The sequence below is a fragment of the Pseudomonas sp. P97.38 genome, assembly GCF_001269745.1.
Classification (GTDB): Bacteria; Pseudomonadota; Gammaproteobacteria; order Pseudomonadales; family Pseudomonadaceae; genus Aquipseudomonas; species Aquipseudomonas chlororaphis_E.
Genome location: NZ_LHVJ01000011.1, coordinates 221,181 through 240,900 on the forward strand (window position 1 = coordinate 221,181; position 19,720 = coordinate 240,900).

16 protein-coding genes are annotated in these 19,720 nt (G+C 64.7%); 9 read left to right on the plus strand and 7 right to left on the minus strand.

Annotated features, from left to right (window positions below):
- Positions 1 to 456 precede the first annotated feature (456 nt).
- The 9 genes from AD664_RS06530 (at position 457) to AD664_RS06570 (ending at position 13,011) form a co-directional block, all read left to right on the plus strand.
- A complete protein-coding gene (locus AD664_RS06530; protein WP_042732320.1) occupies positions 457 to 1,416 on the plus strand; it encodes a MoxR family ATPase in 960 nt (319 codons plus the stop codon).
- 9 nt (positions 1,417 to 1,425) lie between these two features.
- Positions 1,426 to 2,370 (plus strand): DUF58 domain-containing protein, encoded by a 945-nt coding sequence (locus tag AD664_RS06535; RefSeq protein WP_042732321.1) that lies wholly within the window; start codon positions 1,426 to 1,428, stop codon positions 2,368 to 2,370.
- Entirely contained in the window at positions 2,367 to 2,861 is a 495-nt protein-coding gene (locus AD664_RS06540) for a DUF4381 domain-containing protein (protein WP_042732322.1), read from the plus strand. The genes AD664_RS06535 and AD664_RS06540 overlap by 4 nt, the downstream gene beginning before the upstream one ends.
- Complete coding sequence (locus AD664_RS06545) at positions 2,854 to 3,933, plus strand: VWA domain-containing protein (RefSeq protein WP_047738786.1); 1,080 nt, start codon at positions 2,854 to 2,856, stop codon at positions 3,931 to 3,933. The genes AD664_RS06540 and AD664_RS06545 overlap by 8 nt, the downstream gene beginning before the upstream one ends.
- On the plus strand, positions 3,930 to 5,663 hold the full coding sequence (locus AD664_RS06550; RefSeq protein WP_053145297.1) for a tetratricopeptide repeat protein: 1,734 nt from the start codon (positions 3,930 to 3,932) through the stop codon (positions 5,661 to 5,663). Before AD664_RS06545 ends, AD664_RS06550 begins: the two co-directional genes overlap by 4 nt.
- On the plus strand, positions 5,660 to 7,297 hold the full coding sequence (locus tag AD664_RS06555) for a BatD family protein (protein WP_053145299.1): 1,638 nt from the start codon (positions 5,660 to 5,662) through the stop codon (positions 7,295 to 7,297). The genes AD664_RS06550 and AD664_RS06555 overlap by 4 nt, the downstream gene beginning before the upstream one ends.
- A 232-nt stretch (positions 7,298 to 7,529) precedes the next feature.
- A complete protein-coding gene (locus AD664_RS06560) occupies positions 7,530 to 8,774 on the plus strand; it encodes an exonuclease SbcCD subunit D C-terminal domain-containing protein (protein WP_053145301.1) in 1,245 nt (414 codons plus the stop codon).
- Entirely contained in the window at positions 8,771 to 12,412 is a 3,642-nt protein-coding gene (locus tag AD664_RS06565; RefSeq protein ID WP_053145303.1) for an AAA family ATPase, read from the plus strand. The genes AD664_RS06560 and AD664_RS06565 overlap by 4 nt, the downstream gene beginning before the upstream one ends.
- On the plus strand, positions 12,409 to 13,011 hold the full coding sequence (locus AD664_RS06570; RefSeq protein WP_053145305.1) for a glutathione S-transferase: 603 nt from the start codon (positions 12,409 to 12,411) through the stop codon (positions 13,009 to 13,011). Before AD664_RS06565 ends, AD664_RS06570 begins: the two co-directional genes overlap by 4 nt.
- 134 nt (positions 13,012 to 13,145) lie before the next feature.
- Here the strand turns inward: AD664_RS06570 and AD664_RS27825 are convergent, their stop codons facing one another.
- The 7 genes from AD664_RS27825 to AD664_RS06600 form a co-directional block, all read right to left on the minus strand.
- A complete protein-coding gene (locus tag AD664_RS27825; RefSeq protein ID WP_256207078.1) occupies positions 13,146 to 13,271 on the minus strand; it encodes a hypothetical protein in 126 nt (41 codons plus the stop codon).
- 170 nt (positions 13,272 to 13,441) lie between these two features.
- The gene (locus tag AD664_RS06575) at positions 13,442 to 13,621 is read right to left on the minus strand and encodes a hypothetical protein (RefSeq protein ID WP_042732538.1); all 180 of its coding nucleotides are present in this window, start codon (positions 13,619 to 13,621) and stop codon (positions 13,442 to 13,444) included.
- Between the two features lie 156 nt (positions 13,622 to 13,777).
- Positions 13,778 to 14,953 (minus strand): lactonase family protein, encoded by a 1,176-nt coding sequence (locus AD664_RS06580; protein WP_053145307.1) that lies wholly within the window; start codon positions 14,951 to 14,953, stop codon positions 13,778 to 13,780.
- Positions 14,940 to 15,236: a DUF5629 family protein gene (locus AD664_RS06585; RefSeq protein WP_042732542.1), complete on the minus strand. Its 297-nt coding sequence runs from the start codon at positions 15,234 to 15,236 to the stop codon at positions 14,940 to 14,942. The genes AD664_RS06580 and AD664_RS06585 overlap by 14 nt, the downstream gene beginning before the upstream one ends.
- A gap of 236 nt (positions 15,237 to 15,472) precedes the next feature.
- The gene (locus tag AD664_RS06590) at positions 15,473 to 17,053 is read right to left on the minus strand and encodes an aldehyde dehydrogenase (NADP(+)) (protein ID WP_042732540.1); all 1,581 of its coding nucleotides are present in this window, start codon (positions 17,051 to 17,053) and stop codon (positions 15,473 to 15,475) included.
- Between the two features lie 12 nt (positions 17,054 to 17,065).
- Positions 17,066 to 18,058 carry an AraD1 family protein gene (gene araD1, locus AD664_RS06595; RefSeq protein ID WP_053145309.1) on the minus strand — a complete coding sequence of 331 codons (993 nt, stop codon included), beginning with the start codon at positions 18,056 to 18,058 and terminating at the stop codon, positions 17,066 to 17,068.
- A 148-nt stretch (positions 18,059 to 18,206) separates the two neighbouring features.
- Entirely contained in the window at positions 18,207 to 19,529 is a 1,323-nt protein-coding gene (locus AD664_RS06600; protein WP_053145311.1) for an MFS transporter, read from the minus strand.
- Positions 19,530 to 19,720: the final 191 nt, after the last annotated feature.

Consider the following 19,720-nt stretch of genomic DNA (forward strand, 5'->3'; position numbering starts at 1 on the left):
GATGCACCTGTAAAAAGTGACGCTTGCGTCATGTAGAGAGCCGGGCTACCAAACCCGATCGCTGATTCATCAGCGACCCGAAAACGATAGAACCGGCCTCCCAGACGCACAAGCCGGCGGATTCTGGCGCAGTCGTAGGCAACGGCGCAAGACAACGTAGCCCAATACAGAACACTCCTACATCCAGATAAACACCCATTCACTTTGTGAGTGCTTCGCACCGGAGCGCCAGCCCGGTCAAGCGGGAGCAAGCTCCCTCGTCACGGGGTCAGTGCGCTTGTCCGGGCGGTATTCAGCGCAAGCGAGCCCACCCCACAATGTTCCCAAACCGATCACAATTGTGCACACCCGATCAAAATCCTGTTAGTCGCCACCCCCCGCCATGCATTAAAGTAACGCCCCCAGCCCCGACGTTATCCGAACGCCAGGGGCCACCCTTTCCAGGAACAGTCACCGATGGAACATCGTGAAGCGCTTTTGGCGCTGCGAACCTTTCTTTCAACGCAGATTCTCGGCCAGGAAAAACTCATCGAGCGCCTGCTCATCGCCCTGCTTGCCGACGGCCACATGCTGGTGGAAGGCGCGCCAGGGCTGGCGAAGACCAAGGCGATCAAGGAGCTGGCCGAAGGGATCGAAGCGCAGTTCCATCGCATCCAGTTCACCCCCGACCTGCTGCCCGCCGACATCACCGGCACGGAAATTTATCGCCCGGAAACCGGCAGTTTCGTCTTCCAGCAAGGGCCGATCTTCCACAACCTGGTGCTGGCGGACGAGATCAACCGTGCCCCGGCCAAGGTCCAGTCCGCCTTGCTGGAAGCCATGGCCGAGCGCCAGGTGAGCGTTGGGCGCAGTACGTATGAACTGTCACCCCTGTTCCTGGTGATGGCCACGCAGAACCCCATCGAGCAGGAAGGCACCTATCCGTTGCCCGAGGCCCAACTCGACCGGTTCCTGATGCACGTCAAGATCGGTTTCCCGGATGCGACGGTGGAACGCCGGATCCTGCAACAGGCCCGGGGCGAGGCGCTCAATGGTGAGGCCAAGCCCGAGCGGCGGGTGAGCCAGCAGGCGATTTTCTCGGCGCGCAAGGAAATTCTCGGCCTGTACATGGCCGACGCCGTGGAGGAATACCTGGTGCAACTGATCATGGCCACCCGCAACCCGGCCAAGTTCGACCCGGAGATGGCCGAGTGGATCGCCTACGGTGCCAGCCCACGGGGTTCCATCGCCCTGGATCGCTGCGCCCGCGCCCACGCCTGGCTGGCCGGCCGCGACTTTGTCAGCCCCGAGGACATCCAGGCCGTGCTGTTCGACGTGCTGCGCCATCGCATCATCCTGTCGTTCGAGGCCGAGGCCGCCGGTATCGACCAGGACCGGGTCGTGCAGCGGATTCTCGACGTCGTCGCTGTCGCTTGAGCAGGCGTCATGACTAACCCATTGGCGCCCGCACCGGGCATCCGCGTCAGCCTTTCGGAGCTGATCGAGATGCGTCATCGCGTGCGCGAAGTGCAGTTGTTCTCGACCCCGGGCCAACGCAGCCCGTTGATCGGCCTGCACCACTCCAAGCTGCGCGGACGCGGCGTGGATTTCGACCAAGTGCGGGTCTACCAGGCCGGCGACGATGTGCGCACCATCGACTGGCGCGTCACCGCCCGCACCCAGGAGCCTCATACCAAGTTGTTCCACGAAGAGCGCGAGCGGCCGATCTTCATCATGATCGAGCAGAGCCACCGCCTGTTCTTTGGGTCGGGCCTGCTGTTCAAGTCGGTGCTCGCGGCCCAGGCCGCCAGCCTGATCGGCTGGGCCGCGCTGGGCCACAACGACCGCGTCGGCGGCCTGGTGTTCGGCAATAACACCCACTACGAGGTCAAACCTCGGCGCAGTAAACAAAGCCTGTTGCAATTGCTCAACCGCCTGGTGCGGGTCAACCAGTCGTTGCACCCCGAGGGCGAGCCGGACCGCGATTCATTCGGCATTGCCCTGCGTCGGGCCCGGGAAGTGCTGCGCCCGGGCAGCCTGGCGATCGTGATCTGCGACGAACGCGCGCTGTCCGACAGCGCCGAGCAGCAACTGAGCCTGCTGTCGCGTCATTGCGACCTGTTGCTGCTGCCGCTCTCGGACCCGCTGGACCACGCCCTGCCCGCCGCTGGTTTGCTGCGCTTCGCCCAGCGCGGTGCGCAACTGGAGCTCGACACCCTGAATGTCGAACTGCGCCAGGCCTATCGCGCCCAGGCCGAGGCGCGCCAGGAGCGCTGGGAGTTACTGGCGCAGAAACTGCGGATCCTGATGATGCCCCTGAGCACCCAGGGCGACATGGTCGAGCAATTGCGCGAGTACCTGAACCCCAAGCGGGCCGGGATCAGCCGATGAACAGCCTGGACCAGTTGCAGCCACTGATGGCGCCGCCCCCCATTGGTTTCTGGCCACCCGCGCCAGGCTGGTGGTTGCTGCTGATATTGCTGCCACTGTTGGGCCTTGGGCTGTGGCAGTTGCGCCGTTTCCTACCCGCCAAGCGCGCCATCAGTCGCACCGAGCAACCCTTGGACCCGGTGCGCCTGGCCGCGCTGGCCGAACTGGCGCTATTGCCCAAGCCCTACGATGGCGCACCGGCCGGTGCCTGGTTGCAGCAGCTCAACGGCTTGCTCAAGCGCCTGTGTCGCAACCACTACCCCTACAGCCAGAGCCACACCCTGAACGGCCGCCAATGGCTGGCCTTCCTGGATAACCGCTGCCCGGCCGCCGGGCTGACCCGTTGGATGGTCCTGGTCGAAGGGGCCTACAAACCCGAATGCAAGCTGGACGACAAAGCCATTGCCGGCCTGACCCAGGCAGTCGACATCTGGATTCGCAAACATGTTTGAGTTCGCCTGGCCGTGGATCTTCGCGCTGTTGCCGCTGCCGTGGCTGATGCGCCTGCTGCTGCCCGCGGCCGACAGCGGCGAGCCGGCGCTCAAGGTCAGTTTCCTGGGGGAACTCGAAGGCCTTGTCGGGCGTCGCGCCCGCACGCAACTGCCGAGCTGGCGCCAGCAAGCGCCTTTCATCCTGCTCTGGCTGCTGTTGCTGATCGCCGCTGCCCGCCCGCAATGGCTCGGCGAGCCGCTGCCCATCGCGGCCAGCGGCCGCGACCTGCTGGTGGCCGTGGACGTTTCCGGCTCCATGGACTTCCCTGACATGCAGTGGAAAGACGAAGAGGTCAGCCGTCTCGCGCTGGTCCAGCACATGCTCGGGGATTTTCTCGAAAGCCGCGAAGGTGACCGCGTCGGCCTGATCCTGTTCGGCAGCCAGGCCTATCTGCAAGCGCCCCTGACCTTCGACCGGCGCACCGTGCGCCGCTGGCTCGACGAAGCGCGCATCGGCATCGCCGGCAAGAACACCGCCATTGGCGATGCCATCGGCCTGGCCCTCAAGCGCCTGCGCCAGCGTCCGGCCCACAGCCGCGTGCTGATCCTGGTCACCGACGGCGCCAACAACGGTGGGGAAATCGACCCGCTGACGGCCGCCCGGCTGGCGGCCGACGAAGGAGTGAAGATCTACCCGATCGGTATCGGCGCCGACCCGGAGCAAAGCGGCACGGCGGGGTTTCTCGGCGTCAACCCGAGCCTGGACCTCGATGAGGCGACGCTGCGGGAAATTGCCCAGGCCACCGGCGGGCGTTATTTCCGCGCCCAGGATGGTGAACAGTTGCTGGCGATCAAGACCACCCTCGACCAGCTCGAACCGGTGACCCAGCAACCGACCCAGGCCCGCCCGGCCCAGGCGCTCTATCACTGGCCCCTGGCCGTGGCACTGCTGTTGAGCATGCTGCTGGTGGCCCGCGAGCGCTGGCCGGACAACCCCTTGCAACGCCTGTTCAACCAGCCGCTGTTCCAATCGACCCCTCATGCCGAGTGGCGCCAGCGGCTCAAGCGCCTGCGCTTGCGGAGGCGTCGATGACTGCGCTCTGGCCGCACTGGTTGCGCCCCGTCTTCATCCTGCTGCTGCCGCTATTGGGCTGGTTGCTCTGGCAACTGTGGCACCGCCAGCGTCGGGTGGGCCGCTGGCAGATGATCCTGCCGGCCGCGTTTCATTCGGTGCTGCTCAGCGGTGGCAAGGGTCGCGAAAGCCGACTGCCGTGGATTGCCCTCGGCCTGGGTTGGCTGTTGACGGTACTGGCGTTGCTGGGTCCAAGCTGGGCACGGGTCGAACAGACCAGTCAGAAGCCTGCCGACCCGCTGGTGGTAGTGCTGGAACTGACGCCGGAAATGCTCGCCACCGACGTGCCGCCCACGCGCCTGGAGCAGGCCCGGCGCAAGGTGCTGGACCTGCTGCACAACCGCAGCGACGCCCAGACCGCGATCATCGTGTACGCCGGCAGCGCCCACACGCTGGTGCCGCTGTCCGATGACCTGTCCACCAGCGCCAACCTGCTCGAGGCCCTCAAACCCTCGATCATGCCCCAGGGCGGCCATCGCGCCGACCTGGCAGTGATCAAGGCGATGGCCCTGCTGAACCAGGCCGAACTCGGCCACGGCCGGATCCTGCTGATCGCCTCGTCGCTGAACGAGCAGGAGCGCCAGGGTATCCACCAGGTCCTGGACGGTTCGCCCACGCAATGGCTGATGCTGGGCGTCGGCACCCGGGAAGGCGCGCCGGTGGCCCAGGAGGATGGCAGCTACCTCAAGGATGCCCAGGGCGCGATCCTGGTGCCACGCCTGGACAGCCCGGGGCTCAAGTCCTTCGCCAATGAACTGGACGGGCGTTATCGTCCGGCGCGCCTGGACGACAGCGACCTGCGCGGCCTAGGCCTGCTGGACGGCCCGCGTCATTTGCGCGAGGACGGCCAGATGCTGCGCCTGGACGCCTGGGCCGACCAGGGCTACTGGCTACTCTTGCCGCTGTTGCTGCTGGCGGCCTGCGCAGGCCGGCGCGGCTGGCTGTTCTGCCTGCCGTTGCTGCTGGTGTTGCCGCAGACCGGCCAGGCCTTCGAATTCGAGGACTTGTGGCTGCGTCCCGACCAACAGGGCCAGCATTTGCTCAAGCAGAAACGCCCGGCCGAGGCCGCCGCGCATTTCGAGGACAGCCAATGGCAAGGCGTCGCCCTCTACGAAGCGGGCAACTACAGTGAAGCCGCCCGGCGCTTCGCTGAAGGCACCGACGCCCGCGCCCACTACAATCGGGGTAATGCCCTGGCCAAAAGCGGCGAGCTGGAAGCCGCGTTGGATGCCTACGAGCAGGCGCTGGAATTGCAACCGGACCTGCGCCCCGCGCAGACCAACAAGGCGCTGGTACAGAGCCTGTTGAACGAGCAGGCGGCGCCGGAGCCAACCCCGAAACCGACGCCGAGCGAAGAACCGGGGCCTGCCGAACAAGCGCCGGATGCGACGTCTCCCGCCCAGTCCTCGGAACCGGGCCAGCCCTCGGCTGAAACGGCGACGCCGCAGGAGCAACCCCAGGCGCACCAAGCACCGCCCTCCGGCGCCCAGGACGTACCCGGCAGCGAACTGCCCGACGAGCAGACCACCACACCGCCGTTGCGCCCCGCCGCCGGACAGCGCAATGAAGAAGAACAGCGCCAGGCGCTGGAGCAATGGCTGCGCCAGATCCCGGACAATCCAGGCGAACTGCTCAGGCGTAAATTCTGGTACGAACAACAAAGCCATCAGGCCCAGGGAAAAACCCCATGACCCGCTTCACCGCCTACCTTCTCGTCCTGCTGTTCTGGGTGTGCCCAACCCAGGCCGCACAGCTGACGGCCAGCGTGGACCGCAGTCGGCTGAACTCCGGCGAAACGGTGGAACTGACCCTGGAATCCAACGACGCCACGTTGTTCGGCAAGCCCGACCTGGCCCCGCTCCAGGCACTGTTCGAGGTGCGCGGCACCCGGCAGGTCAACCAGTTGACCACCCTCGACGGAGAGAACCGCGCCACCACCCGCTGGATCGTGACCCTGCTGCCGCGTGAAAGCGGCACCGTGATCATTCCCCCGTTGCAACTGGGCGAAGTGACCAGCCAGCCCATCACCCTGCAAGTGATCGAAAGCGAGACCCGCAACGCGTCCGGCACCCTTGCCCCGGTGTTCATCGAGGCCAGCCTCGACCAGAACAAGGTGTATGTGCAGGCCCAGGCGATCCTGACCTTGCGCATCTACCATTCGGTGTCGCTGTACGACGACAGCAGCCTGACGCCGCTGCACATTCCCGACGCCCGCACCGAACAACTGGGCGAGTCGCGCACCTATGAAAAAGTCATCAACGACGTGCGCCACGGTGTCATTGAGCTGCGCTACGGCATCTACCCGCAACGCAGTGGCGAACTGACGATTCCGGCCCAGACCTTCAGCGCCACCCTGGTGGAACCGGTGGCCCAGGGCGCCGCGCCGGCGGGCCCGAAACCCGGCCAGTTGATGCGCGTCAGCTCCGAGCAACTGGTGCTGACCGTCAACCCCAAGCCGGCCAGCTACCCGGCCGATGTGCCCTGGTTGCCGGCTCGCAGCCTGTCGTTGAGCGAGAGCTGGAGCCCGGAGCCGACCCACAGCCAGGTCGGCGACTCCCTCACCCGCAGCCTGACCCTCGAAGCCGAAGGCCTGGCCAGTGCCCAACTGCCACCGCTGCCGGCCACCGAGATCAACGGCCTGCGACGCTACCCCGACCAACCGGTGCTCAGCAGCCGCAGCAGCGAGCGTGGCCTGGTGGGCAGCCGCGAGGATCGCGAGGCCCTGGTGCCCAACCGCAGCGGTACCATCGAGTTGCCGCCGGTGGAAGTGGTCTGGTGGAACACCCTTGAAGACCACCTGGATCGCACCAGCCTCCCGGCGCGCACCCTGCAAGTGGCGAACAACCCGAGCCTGATGGTCGATACCCCGCCGGGAACCCCACAAGTGGTGACCACCGTCGACAGCGAAACGCTGTGGTACTGGCAACTGGGGACTTTCATCCTGGCTTGCACGACCCTGCTAGGCTTCGGCCTGTGGTGGCGGGCACGCTCGCAGCCGGCGGTGCTGCGCTCGGCCCAGGCCGGACCCAGCCCGCGCACGCTGCTGGACGACCTCAAGCGCACCTGCCTGGCCAACGACCCCCATGCCACCCGCCAGGCCCTGGATGCCTGGGCCCGCCAGCAGCCGGAAACCCTGGCGGACATGGCCGCGCGCTTCGTACCGCTGTCCGACGCCCTCGACGGCCTCAACGGCGCCCTCTACAGCGAAACCGGCCAACACTGGCAAGGCGAAGACCTGTGGCGCGCCATCCGCACCATCCCCACCGCGGAACGCGCCCAGGACCTGCTGGGCGACAGCGGCTTGCCACCGCTCTATCCGAAATGATCTGGCTGGCACCCATCACTCACGCCAGTACGCATCCCGTGGCGAGGGAGCTTGCTCCCGCTCGATTGCGCAGCAATCGCCAATAAAGCCAGGGCCGCTGCGCAGCCCGGCGGGAGCAAGCTCCCTCGCCACAGAAGTTCGGCGGGTCCTCTGTGCCTTTTCCCAGTAAACTCTGCACTTTTCCAGCCGCCCTCTTCACCCGCGGCCATCACCTGTTTTTCTGGAGTTTGCCTTGCGTCTGTTTCACACCTCCGACTGGCACCTGGGGCAAAACCTGCACGGCCAGGAGCGCGATTTCGAGCACGCGTGCTTTCTTGAATGGCTGCTGCGCCAACTGGCCGCTGAGAAGCCCGATGCCCTGCTGGTCGCCGGCGACATCTTCGACACCGTCAACCCGCCGGTCAAAGCCCAGGAGCGCCTGTACGACTTCATCGTCAGCGCCCACGAACAAAACCCCAACCTGACCATCGTGATGATCGCCGGCAACCACGATTCCGGCTCGCGGATCGAACTGCCCGCGCCCTTGATGCGGCGCCTGCGCACCCATGCCCTGGGCCGGGTGCTGTGGCTGGACGACGGCCAGTTGGACGTCGAACGCCTGCTCCTGCCGCTGCCCGACGCCAAGGGCAAGGTCAAGGCGTGGTGCCTGGCACTGCCCTTCCTGCGCCCCGCCGAAGTCACCGGCGCGCACTTGGGCGACGATTATCTGCGAGGCATCGGCCAGGTTCATGAGTGGCTGATCGCCGCCGCCAACGACAAACGCAAGAAAGGCCAGGCGCTGATCGCCGTCAGCCATGCGCACATGGCCGGCGGCTCGGTGTCCGAGGACTCCGAGCGCAGCCTGATCATCGGCAATGCCGAAGCACTGCCCGCCAGCCTGTTCGGCCCGAGCATCAGCTACGTCGCCCTTGGCCACCTGCACAAGCCGCAGAAGGTCAACGGTGAAGAACGCATTCGCTACAGCGGTTCGCCGATCCCGCTGTCATTCTCCGAGATCGGCTATCAGCACCAGATACTCGACATCACCCTGGACGGCGATACCCTGGCCAAGGTCGAGCCCCGGCTGATCCCCCGGGCCGTCAATCTGCAACGGCTGGGCCCGGCGCCGCTGGCCGACCTCCTGGTGCAACTCAAGGAACTGCCCGACGTCGACCTGCTGGCCGACGTCCAGCGTCAACCCTGGCTGGAGGTGCGGGTGCGCCTTGACGAGCCGCAACCGGACCTGCGCCATCAGGTGGAAACCGCGCTGCAAGGCAAGGCCGTGCGTCTGGTGCGCATCGCCGCCGAATACGCCGGCCAAGGCGACAGCGGGCGCACCGATCAGGACGCCGCGTTGATCGAACTGGATCAACTGAGCCCCGAGGAACTGTTCAGCCGCGCCTGGCAGGACACCTATGGCAACGAAGTGGACGAACAAACCCTCAAGGATTTCGCCGTGCTCTTGCAAGACGTGCAGTTGGAGGACGAGCAGCCATGAAGATCCTCGCGATCCGCCTCAAGAACCTGGCCTCCCTGGCCGGGCCTTTCGAAATCGATTTCACCGCCGAACCGCTGGCCAGCGCTGGCCTGTTCGCCATCACCGGCCCCACGGGCGCCGGCAAGAGCACCTTGCTCGACGCTTTGTGCCTGGCGCTGTTCGGCGCGGTGCCGCGCCTCAACAACACCGCACGCGATGCCAAGGTGCCGGACGCCGACGGCGAGATTGCCACGGGCGACCCGCGCACGCTGTTGCGCCGTGGCACCGGCGAGGGCTATGCCGAGGTGGACTTTCGCGGCATCGACGGTCGCCGCTATCGCGCCCGCTGGGAAGCCAATCGCGCCCGGGAAAAAGCCGGCGGCAAGTTGCAGGCCAGCCGCCAGAGCCTGCGGGATCTGGACAACGATCAATTGCTGGCCAGCCAGAAAGGCGAGTACAAGACGCGGCTCGAAGCCGTGCTGGGCCTGAACTTCGAACAGTTCACCCGCGCCGTGTTGCTGGCCCAGAGCGAGTTCAGCGCGTTTCTCAAGGCCGATGACAACGACCGCAGCGAGCTGTTGGAAAAACTCACCGACACCGCCCTGTACACCCGCCTGGGACGTCGCGCCTTCGACAAGGCCAAGCAGGCCAAGGAAACCCACCGGCAGTTGCAAGACCAAGCCACCGGCGTCACCCCGCTGGCACCCGAGGCCCGGGCCGAGCTGGACCAGCGCTTCAACGACGCCCAGCAACAGCTCAAGGCCCAGCAGGCCCAACTCAAGCAACTGGAGTTGCAGCACACCTGGCTCAAGGACCTGCGCCAACTGCAGGATGAACACGCCCACGCCGCCGAGCAATTGCAACAGGCCCAGGCCGATGGGAATGCCCTGGCAGAGGAACGCCTGAAGCTGACGCGCCTGGAGCAACTGGCTCCCCAGCGCCATCAGTTCATCCGCCAGGCGGAATTGGCTCGGCAACTGGAGCCCCTGACGGCGCAGGTCCAGCAGCTCGGCCAGCAGCAAATCGACTTGCAGGCCCAACAGGTGGTGCTGGACAAAGGCCTGGAGGATGCACAGCAGGCCCTGGTCCTGGCCCGGCAACAAAGCAGCGACACGGCACCGCTGCTGCGCCAGGCCTTTGAAGAACAAAACACCCTGGCCCGCCTCGCAAAAGAGGCAAGCCAAGCCGCCGAGCGCCAGGAGCAGGCGCAACAGGCCTGCACCGAAGGCCAGAAAACCATCGATACGCTGCTCGACCAGCAAAAGCAGTTGGCCGAACGCCTGCAGCGCATCAGCGACGAGCTCGAACAGAGCAGTCACCTGGCGCCCCTCAGCGAGGCCTGGAATGCCTACCGCGATCGCCTCCAACAACTGATGCTGATCGGCAATCGCCTGAACCAGGGTCAGGCCGAACTCGCCACGCTGGAACAAAACGCCAGCGACGCGGCCCAGGCGCTGACGTCCCTGCGCCAGGCCCTCGACGTGCTCTACAAGGAAGCCGGCGCTGAACCGGAAGCGGTCGCCGAACAGATCCAGTTGCTTGGCAACCTGCTGCAGGACAACCGCAAGCAACTGCGCGCATTCGAAGCGCTGACGCGACTGTGGGCCAGCCAACAAGACCTGGACAAGCGCGGCGCCGACCTCGAACAGCGCCAGCAACAGGCGTTGCAGACCCGTGACCGCCTGGTGCGTGAAGGCGGCGAAGCCAAGGCCGAACTGGCGCTGGCCGAGCAGGCCCTGACCGTGACCCGCGAACTGTTGGAGCGTCAGCGCCTGGCGCGCAGCGAGAGCGCCGAACAACTGCGCGCGCAGTTGCAGGACGATCAACCGTGCCCGGTCTGCGGCAGCGTCGAGCATCCCTACCATCAACCCGAGGCCCTGCTGGAAAGCCTCGGGCGTCACGATGAAAGCGAGCAAGCCAATGCCCGCAAAGCCGTCGAAGCGCTCAATGAAAAAGTCATCGACTTGCGCGCGCAGTACAGCGGCGTCATCGCCCAGCTCAAGGAACTCAAACAACAGCACGAACACCTGGCCAGCCAGCAGCAAAGCCTGGCCCCGAGCCTGGAGGCCCATCCCCTGTCGGCGCAACTGCTGGCCCAGGCCCCCGACCGGCGCGACGCCTGGCTGACCCAACAAGACAGCCAGTTGAACCAACTCATCCAACAGGACGAGCAACGGCAAACCGCCCTGCTGACCTTGCAACAAGACGCCGCGCGCCTGGCGCAGCAGCTGCGCCAAGCCGAAACGGCGAACCAGCAGGCGGCCCAGCACCTGAGCAACCAGCAACAGGAGCTGGCCCGTGATCGCCAGCGCCTGGACGACGAGCTGGGCCATTTCAGCGCATTGTTGCCGGCTGATACCTTGCAGGCCTTGCGCACCGAGCCCGCCGCGACGTTCCTGCAACTCGACCAGCAGATTGCCCAGCGCCTGGCGCAATTGGAGCAGCAGCGCGACGAACTCGCCGAACAGCTCAATCGCCAGCAGACCCTGGAAAAGGAACAGGACCGCCAACAGACCCGCGTGCAGCAGTTGGAGTCGGCGCAACAGCAGTTCCAGGCCCTGGCCGAACAGCAGCAGGCCTGCCAGCAGAGGCTCGCGCAACTGCTGGGCGAACACGCCAGCGCCGAACACTGGCAGCAGCAACTTGACCAGGCCCTGGAGCAGGCGCGCACCGCCGAGGCCTCCGCCGGTCAACAGCTACAGGCACTGCGCAACGCCTTGGTGCAACGGGCAGCTGAGCTCAAGGCCCGGCAGGAACAGGTGCAAGCCTTGGAAGCCGAGCAGCAGGCATTGGTCGCCGGCATCGCCCAATGGCGCGCCTCCCATCCCGAGCTGGACGACGCGGCGCTGGAGGCCTTGCTGGCGTTGGACGAGGCTGGCGTCAGCCAGCTACGCCAGCGCTTGCTCAACAGCGAAAAGGCCATCGAACAGGCCCGCGTGCTGCTCACCGAACGCGAGCAGCGTTTGCACAATCATCAGGCCCAGCACAATGGCAACCTGTTGCCCGAGCAGTTGGCCAACGCGCTTGCCGAGGTGCAGGGCCAATTCGCCACCAGCGAACAACGCTGCGCCGAACTGCGCGCCGAACAGGCCGAAGACCAGCGCCGACAGAACGCCAACCAGGTCCTGGCGCAACAGATTGAGCAGGCCTATGCCGAGTATCAGCGCTGGGCGCGCCTGGATGCGCTGATCGGCTCGGCCACCGGCGACCGTTTCCGCAAGCTCGCCCAGGCCTACAACCTTGACCTTTTGGTGCACCACGCCAACGCCCAGCTCCGGCAACTGGTCCGTCGCTACCGGCTCAAGCGCGGCGGCAGCATGCTCGGGTTGCTGGTGATGGACACGGAAATGGGCGACGAACTGCGCTCGGTGCATTCGCTGTCGGGTGGCGAGACGTTCCTGGTGTCCCTGGCCCTCGCGCTGGGCCTGGCCTCGATGGCGTCCAGCACGTTGCGGATCGAGTCGTTGTTCATCGACGAAGGTTTCGGCAGCCTCGACCCCGAGTCCCTGCAACTGGCGATGGACGCCCTCGACGGCTTGCAGGCCCAGGGCCGCAAGGTGGCGGTGATTTCCCACGTGCAGGAAATGCACGAGCGGATCCCGGTGCAGATCCAGGTGCGTCGCCAGGGCAACGGCTTGAGCACGGTGGAGGTGAAATGAGCCACGCCACGCTTTATTCCTTCCGGCGCTGCCCTTACGCCATGCGGGCGCGCATGGCCCTGCGCTACGCCGCGGTGGAACTGGAGATCGTCGAAGTCAGCCTGAAGGCCAAGCCGGCCGAGATGCTCGCGCTTTCCAGCAAAGGCACGGTGCCGGTGCTGTGGGCCGATGGCCGGGTAATCGATGAGAGCCTGGAGATCATGAACTGGGCCCTGGCCCAGCATGATCCGCAGGACTGGCGGTTGCTGGGCGATCCCGTTGGTCAAGCGGCGACGGCGGCGTTGATCGAGGAAAACGACCAGGGGTTCAAGCAGCACTTGAACCGCTACAAGTACCCCGAACGTCATCCGCAGTATCCGGTGGAACACTATCGAGCCGAGGGTGAGGGGTTTCTACGCACGTTAGAAGCGTTGCTTGAAACCCGGCCGTTTCTGGTCGCGCCTCACCAGAGCCTGGCCGACGTGGCCTTGATGCCCTTCATACGCCAGTTCGCCCACGTCGACCGTGAATGGTTCGCCCAGGCGCCCTACCCTCATCTGCAACGATGGCTGCAACGGTTTCTGGAGTCGGAGCTGTTCGTGGCGATCATGGCGAAGTGACTGCCCGCTGCATTCTTTTGTGGCGAGGGAGCTTGCTCCCGCTCGATTGCGCAGCAATCGCAAAGAAAGGTCTGCTGCGCAGCCCAGCGGGAGCAAGCTCCCTCGCCACAACAGCGGTCGCGTTCGATTCTAGGTCAATCGCTCAACAAACTGAGTAATCGCTCCCGCGCCACTTCCAGTTCGCCGGGAACCGGCTGGGCTGCGGAGACGATCGGGGTGGAATAGAGAAACAGCAGCATCACTGCCAGACGCATCGCCATGGTGTCGATCCTTATCGGCAAAGAAGTCAATTTGTCAGCGTCAAATTTAAACACATGGCCAAGTGATATTACAGCAAGATTTCCGGCGAACCCCGAAAACGACGAAGCCTGCGATCTTTTCTCTTTTTGAAAGACGAAAAGATCGCAGGCTTCAGTTGCAGCAGGGTCGCTCAGTGTTGGGCCTTGTGGTCCAGCGCGGCGTAGAAATTGGCGCTTTGTTGCAAGTACTTCTGGGTGTAGCTCTGGGTGTGGTTTCTTTTCTCGCTGATTTCGACACTGGCACTGGCAGGCAGCGCGACAGTGGCCGAGATGGCGGAAGCGGCGATGACGGAGAAGAGATTGAAGTTCATGGCGGTAGTCCTCGGATTCAGTTGGCTTGTCTGCCCGGTTGGGCCGTGAAGCAAACTTACGCGCCGAGGCGTCCCGCTTTGAAATGCTTTGCGCTACTAGCGAATATCAGTCCCGTTGATACAACCACGCAGGCCCCGAAAATCGGGGCCTGCGGTCTATTGCCGCAGGATGAACTTCAGGTCGCTGGGGGCATCCATCGCCAGTTTCTGCACGGTTTTACCCAGCAGGCCGGTCTTGGGATCACGCTCGATCACGACAATCTGGTTGCTCTTCTGGTTGGCCACCAGCAAGAACTTCTCGCTCGGGTCGAGGCTGAACTCGCGAGGGTGATCGCCTTCCACGGAACGGCGTTGCAGCTCCTTGAGCGTCCCCGCCGCCGGGTCGATGGCGAACACCAGCACCTCGTTGGTGGTGCCGCGATTGCTGACGTAGAGAAACTTGCCGTCCCTGGACGCATGCAGCCCCGCCGCCGCTTTACCTGCCTGGGGCTTGCCGGCCGCCAGGTCTACCAGTTGTCGCTGGGCCAGGCGCCCGTCCTGATAGTCGAACACCGCCACTTGCGCGGTCATCTCCATGGTCAGCCAGGCGTGCTTGCCATCACCGCTGAACAACAGGTGCCGTGGACCGCTGCCGGGTGGCAACTGCACAAACGCCGGATCCGCCGGCGTCAGTGGCAACTCGGGATTGGCCTTGGGGTCGTAGCGGTAGATGAACACCTTGTCCGCCCCCAGGTCGTTGGCGAACACATACTTGCCGTCAGGCGACGACACCGCCGAATGGACATGGGCCGACATCTGGCGCTCGGGGTTGACCCGGCTCGGCTGATGGCTGCTTAACTGCACCACCGGCGCCAGCTTGCCATCGGCGCCGACTGGCAGCACCGCCAGGGTGCCGCCCGGATCCTCCACGACCGAATAGTTGCTCACCAGCAGATGCCGGCCATCGCCGCTGAGGCTGGAATGGGTTGGCTCGTTGCCCAAAGATTGCACCTGGTTGATCAGGCTCAATTCATGGCTCTTGGGGTCGATCGCATAGCTGCTGACCTTGCCCACCGGGTCTTTCTGTCCCGGCCCGTTTTCGTTGACCGCGAACAGCCGGGTCATGTCCGGCGACAGGGTCAGCCAGGAAGGGTTGTCGGTCTTGACCACTTGCAAGGGCTTGGGATCGAGCTGACCGGTGCGGCTGTCGAATTGCAGGCGATAGATGCCTTGGCTCTGGCCGGCGGTGTAGGAGCCCACCAACAGCGGGTGATGCTCATCGGTCGCGGCCTGCACACCCATGGCTCCCACGCTACCGGCCATCAACAGTGGCCAGAGACTACGCATCTTCATGTTCGTCATCCTCATCGTCGTGGCCGCTGGTCGCTTCCACGCATTCCAAGTGGTGATCGCCCGAATCGCTGGTGATGATCCAGTGCTTGCGGGCCGGGTCGAAGGTCGCGGCCTGCATCTGCGCCGGGGTAAAACGCCAATGTTCGAGGGTACGGCCATTCATGCACTCGACGTGCAACTGGTCCTGCTCGTCGAGGGAGAAATCGAATGCGTGCAGCCCGTCGATGATCAGCATGTCGCATTTGTGAAGGGCATCGAGCAGCGTGTCAGTTACGGCAGTCATGGGCATCAGTCATTCATTGGGGAAGTGGACATGATAGCCCAATGGGCGAGTGGGCCTTGGGCTATCACTTCGCAAGTGTTGTTGGCTGTACTGGCCTCTTCGCGGGCAAGCCCGCTCCCACAGTTGGATTTCCAGCGAACACAAACTCTGTATTCAAAAAGATCTCCTGTGGGAGCGGGCTTGCCCGCGAAGAGGCCGGCGCATTCAACATCAATGCCACGGCCCCACCGCGATCCTCAGAGCGCCTCGCGCCCTGGCACCCCGTCCACCAACCGCAGGATGCCCAGCGGGTTGGCGTTCTTCAGCGGTTCCGGCAGCAGGCTGTCGGGGTAATTCTGGAAGCACACCGGCCGCAGGAAGCGATCGATCGCCAGCGTGCCCACCGAAGTGCCGCGTGCATCGGACGTCGCCGGATACGGTCCGCCGTGGACCATCGAATCGCACACTTCCACCCCGGTCGGATAACCGTTGAGCAAGATGCGCCCGACCTTCTGCTCCAGCAATGGGGTCAATTCGCCGAACTGTTCGAAGTCCGTCGGCTCGCCGATGATCGTGGCGGTCAGTTGGCCGTGCAGGCCATTGAGCGCTGCGGTGAGTTGTGCCTGATCGGCCACTTCAACGAACACGGTCGTCGGGCCGAACACTTCTTCCTGCAACGCCTCGTCACCGTTGATCAGCAGGCTGGCGTCGGCCTTGAACAACTGCGGCTGGGCCTGGTTGCCCTGCTGCGCGCGCCCGGCCAGGTGCTCGATGCCTGGGTGGGCGAGCAACTTCTGCAAGCCTTTGCCATAGCTTTGCAGGGTCCCGGCGTTGAGCATGGTTTGCGGCGCCTGGTCACCGATCAGCGCCGCCACTTGCTGGGTGAACGCAGTGAATTGCGCTGAACGGATGCCGATCACCAGGCCCGGGTTGGTACAGAACTGACCGCAGCCCATCACCACCGAGGCCGTGAGGTCGCGGGCCACGCTGTCGGCGCGGGTCGCCAAGGCCTGGGGCAGGACGATCACCGGGTTGATGCTCGACATTTCGGCAAACACCGGGATCGGCTGGGGCCGCGCCGCCGCCATGTCGCACAGCGCGCGTCCACCCTTGAGAGAACCGGTGAAGCCCACCGCCTGGATGGCCGGGTGCTTGACCAGCCACTCGCCGACGCCACCGCCGTAGATCATGTTGAACACACCGGCCGGCATGGCGGTTTTTTCCGCCGCGCGGATGATCGCGTCAGCCACCCATTCGGCCGTTGCCATGTGCCCGCTGTGGGCCTTGAACACCACCGGGCAACCGGCGGCCAGGGCAGCGGCGGTGTCGCCACCGGCAGTGGAAAACGCCAGGGGGAAATTGCTCGCGCCGAACACCGCCACCGGGCCGAGGCCGATGCGGTACTGACGCAGGTCCGGACGCGGCAGCGGCGTGCGCTCCGGCAACGCGCGGTCGATCCGCGCACCATAGAAATCGCCCCGGCGCAGGACCTTGGCGAACAGGCGCATCTGGCCGCTGGTGCGACCGCGTTCGCCCTGGATGCGGGCCGCGGGCAAGGCGGTTTCACGGCAGACCACGGCCACGAACTCATCGCCCAGGGCGTCCAGCTCATCGGCGATGGCGTCGAGAAATTCCGCGCGGCGCGCGGCGCTCAGGCTGCGGTATGCCGGATACGCAGCGGCCGCGGCCTTGGCGGCGGCATCGACTTCTTCGGCCGTGGCCTGGACGAACTCACCCGGCAAGGCTTCGCCGCTGCTGGCATCGAAACTCTGCAAACGCGTCTGGCCGGCTGCGCTGCGCGCGCCACCGATGTAGTTGTGGCCAAGGATCTGGTTCATGCAAGTCTCCTTTTAGAGTGTGCCGATAGTGCCTGGGGTGAACACCGCGTCCACCGGGGCGATGCCATTGACCAGCGGCGCGCCGAATTCGGCCTGGCTGATCTCGAACACGTCCCCCGGCTGGGTGCGGATGCCATCGGCGAACGACAGGGTCGCGGTGCCGAAGAAATGAACGTGGACGTCCCCCGGACGCAGGAACTGACTGTACTTGAAATGGTGGAACTCCAGGTTTTCGAGGCTGTGGCACATGTTCGCCTCGCCGCTGAGGAACTCGTTCTGCCACAGCACTTGGCCATTGCGCAGGATACGACTGCTCCCGGACAGATGTTGAGGCAATTCACCGAGGCGAAGTTCCGGACCAAAACTGCAACTGCGCAATTTCGAATGGGCCAGGTACAGGTAATTCTTGCGCTCCATCACGTGGTCGGAGAATTCGTTGCCCACCGCGAAGCCCACCCGGTAAGGCTTGCCGTCGAAGCCGATGACATACAGGCCGCTGATTTCCGGCTCCTCGCCGGCATCCTCGGCGAACGGTGGCAAGGGGAACGGCTGGCCCGGGCGGACCACGATGCTACCGTCGCCCTTGTAGAACCATTCCGGTTGCACGCCCGCCTGTCCCGACGCGGGCTTACCGCCCTCCACGCCCCACTTGAAGATGCGCATGGTGTCGGTCATGGCCGCTTCGTCACCGGCCTGCTGATGCATCTTGTCCCGCGCCGACGCGCTGCCCAGGTGGGTCAGCCCAGTGCCGCTGACCAGCAGGTGCGCCGGGTCCGGGTGATCCAGCGGCGGCAGGATGCGCAACTCGGCGAGCAACCGCGCATAGTCATGACCGGCCCCCAGGCCCAGGCCATTGACCTGTTGCTCAAGCTTCACGCCAGCCTTGATGGCCGCCAGCGCCAGCTCGCGCACGCTCGTCGCGCTGTGCACTTCGCGCACCTGGTCGCCGTCGACCACACCGACGCGGCGCTCGCCGTTGGGCAATTCGAACTGAACTAAACGCATGGATCTCTCCTTGTAAACAAATTTGAATTCGGTGCAGTCCCCTGTGGGAGCGAGCTTGCTCGCGATAGCAGTCTCACATTCACCGATGACGTCGACTGTCAGACCGCCATCGCGAGCAAGCTCGCTCCCACAGTTAAGTGCGGTGGCCTCAGCTACGCGTTGCCCCCCGGGCACTGGCCGCGAACTGGTCGGCCGGTAGCACGTGCTTGCGTTCGAGCAGGCGATAGACCACGCCGGTCAGCACCAGGCCGAACACCATCACGCACGACAGGAAATACAACCCCGACGCCAGGCTGCCGGTGTACTCCTTCAGCGCACCGATCACGAACGGCCCGATGTAGCCGCCCAGGTTGCCCACCGAGTTGATCAACGCAATGCCCGCCGCCGCACTGGCGCCGGCGAAGAAGCGCCCCGGCAAGGTCCAGAACACCGCCGTGCAGGAAAACAGCGCGAACGCCACCAGGCACAACGCCGCCAGTTGCAACACCGGCACCGACAGCCAGGCACTGAAGAACAGGCCCATGGCACCCAGGACATAGAGCACCGCCAGGTGACCGTAGCGATCATTCAGGCGGTCGGAACTGCGCGGGATGATCAGCAAGCCGAGGATGCCGAAGATGTACGGCACCGACGACACGAAACCGGTCACCAGGTCGCTGCCACCGAACTGCTTGATCAGCGTTGGCAGCCACAGGCCCAAGCCGTAGATGCTCAGGGTCACCGGCAGGTAGAACAGCGCCAGCAGCAAGACCCGCTTGTCCTTCAGGGCGTGCAGCGGATTGCCGTGACGGGTCTGGCCGTATTCCTGCAAATCCTTCTTCAACTCGCCAGTCAGCCAGTCCTTCTCGGCCTGGTCCATCCACCTGACCTGTTGCGGGCCATCGGGCAGGTAGCGCAACACCGGCCAGGTCAACAGCACCGCCGGCAGACCGATGACGATGAACAGCCACTGCCAGCCGTGCAGGCCCAGGACCCCGTCCATGCCCAGCAGGCCGCCGGACACGGGGCCGGTGATCATCATGGCAATGGGTTGGGAAAGGATGAACAGGCCCAGGATCTTGCCGCGATGGCGCACCGGGAACCACTGGGTGATGTAGTACAGCACGCCGGGGAAGAACCCGGCCTCGGCGGCCCCGAGCAGGAAGCGCATCACATAGAAGCTGTTGGGCCCCTGCACGAACGCCATGCCAATGGTGATGGCGCCCCAGGTGATCATGATCCGGGCGAACCAGCGGCGCGCGCCGAAGCGTTCGAGCATCAGGTTGCTCGGGATTTCCAGCAGGAAGTAGCCGATGAAAAACAGCCCCGCGCCCAGGCCGTAGGCGGCGTCGCCGATGCCCAGGTCGGCGCCCATGTGCAGCTTGGCAAAACCTACGGCGGAGCGGTCCACGTAGGCGATCAGGTACAGCAGGATCAGGAAGGGAATCAGTTTCAGCGTGATGCGACGAATAAGCCGCAGTTCCTGGCTCATGGGACCGTTCTCCAATTGTTGTTGTTATAGAACTCGGGGGATTTCTCTCGCGCACGACCGCCAGGACAATCTCTCCGTTGAACCGGACTATATAGTAATACTATTTACCCAACAACACTTCCAAACGGCGCAAATTACGCTTATGTTACGCTTCAGCTCGAACAATATAGTCATACAATAAGAGAATCGAT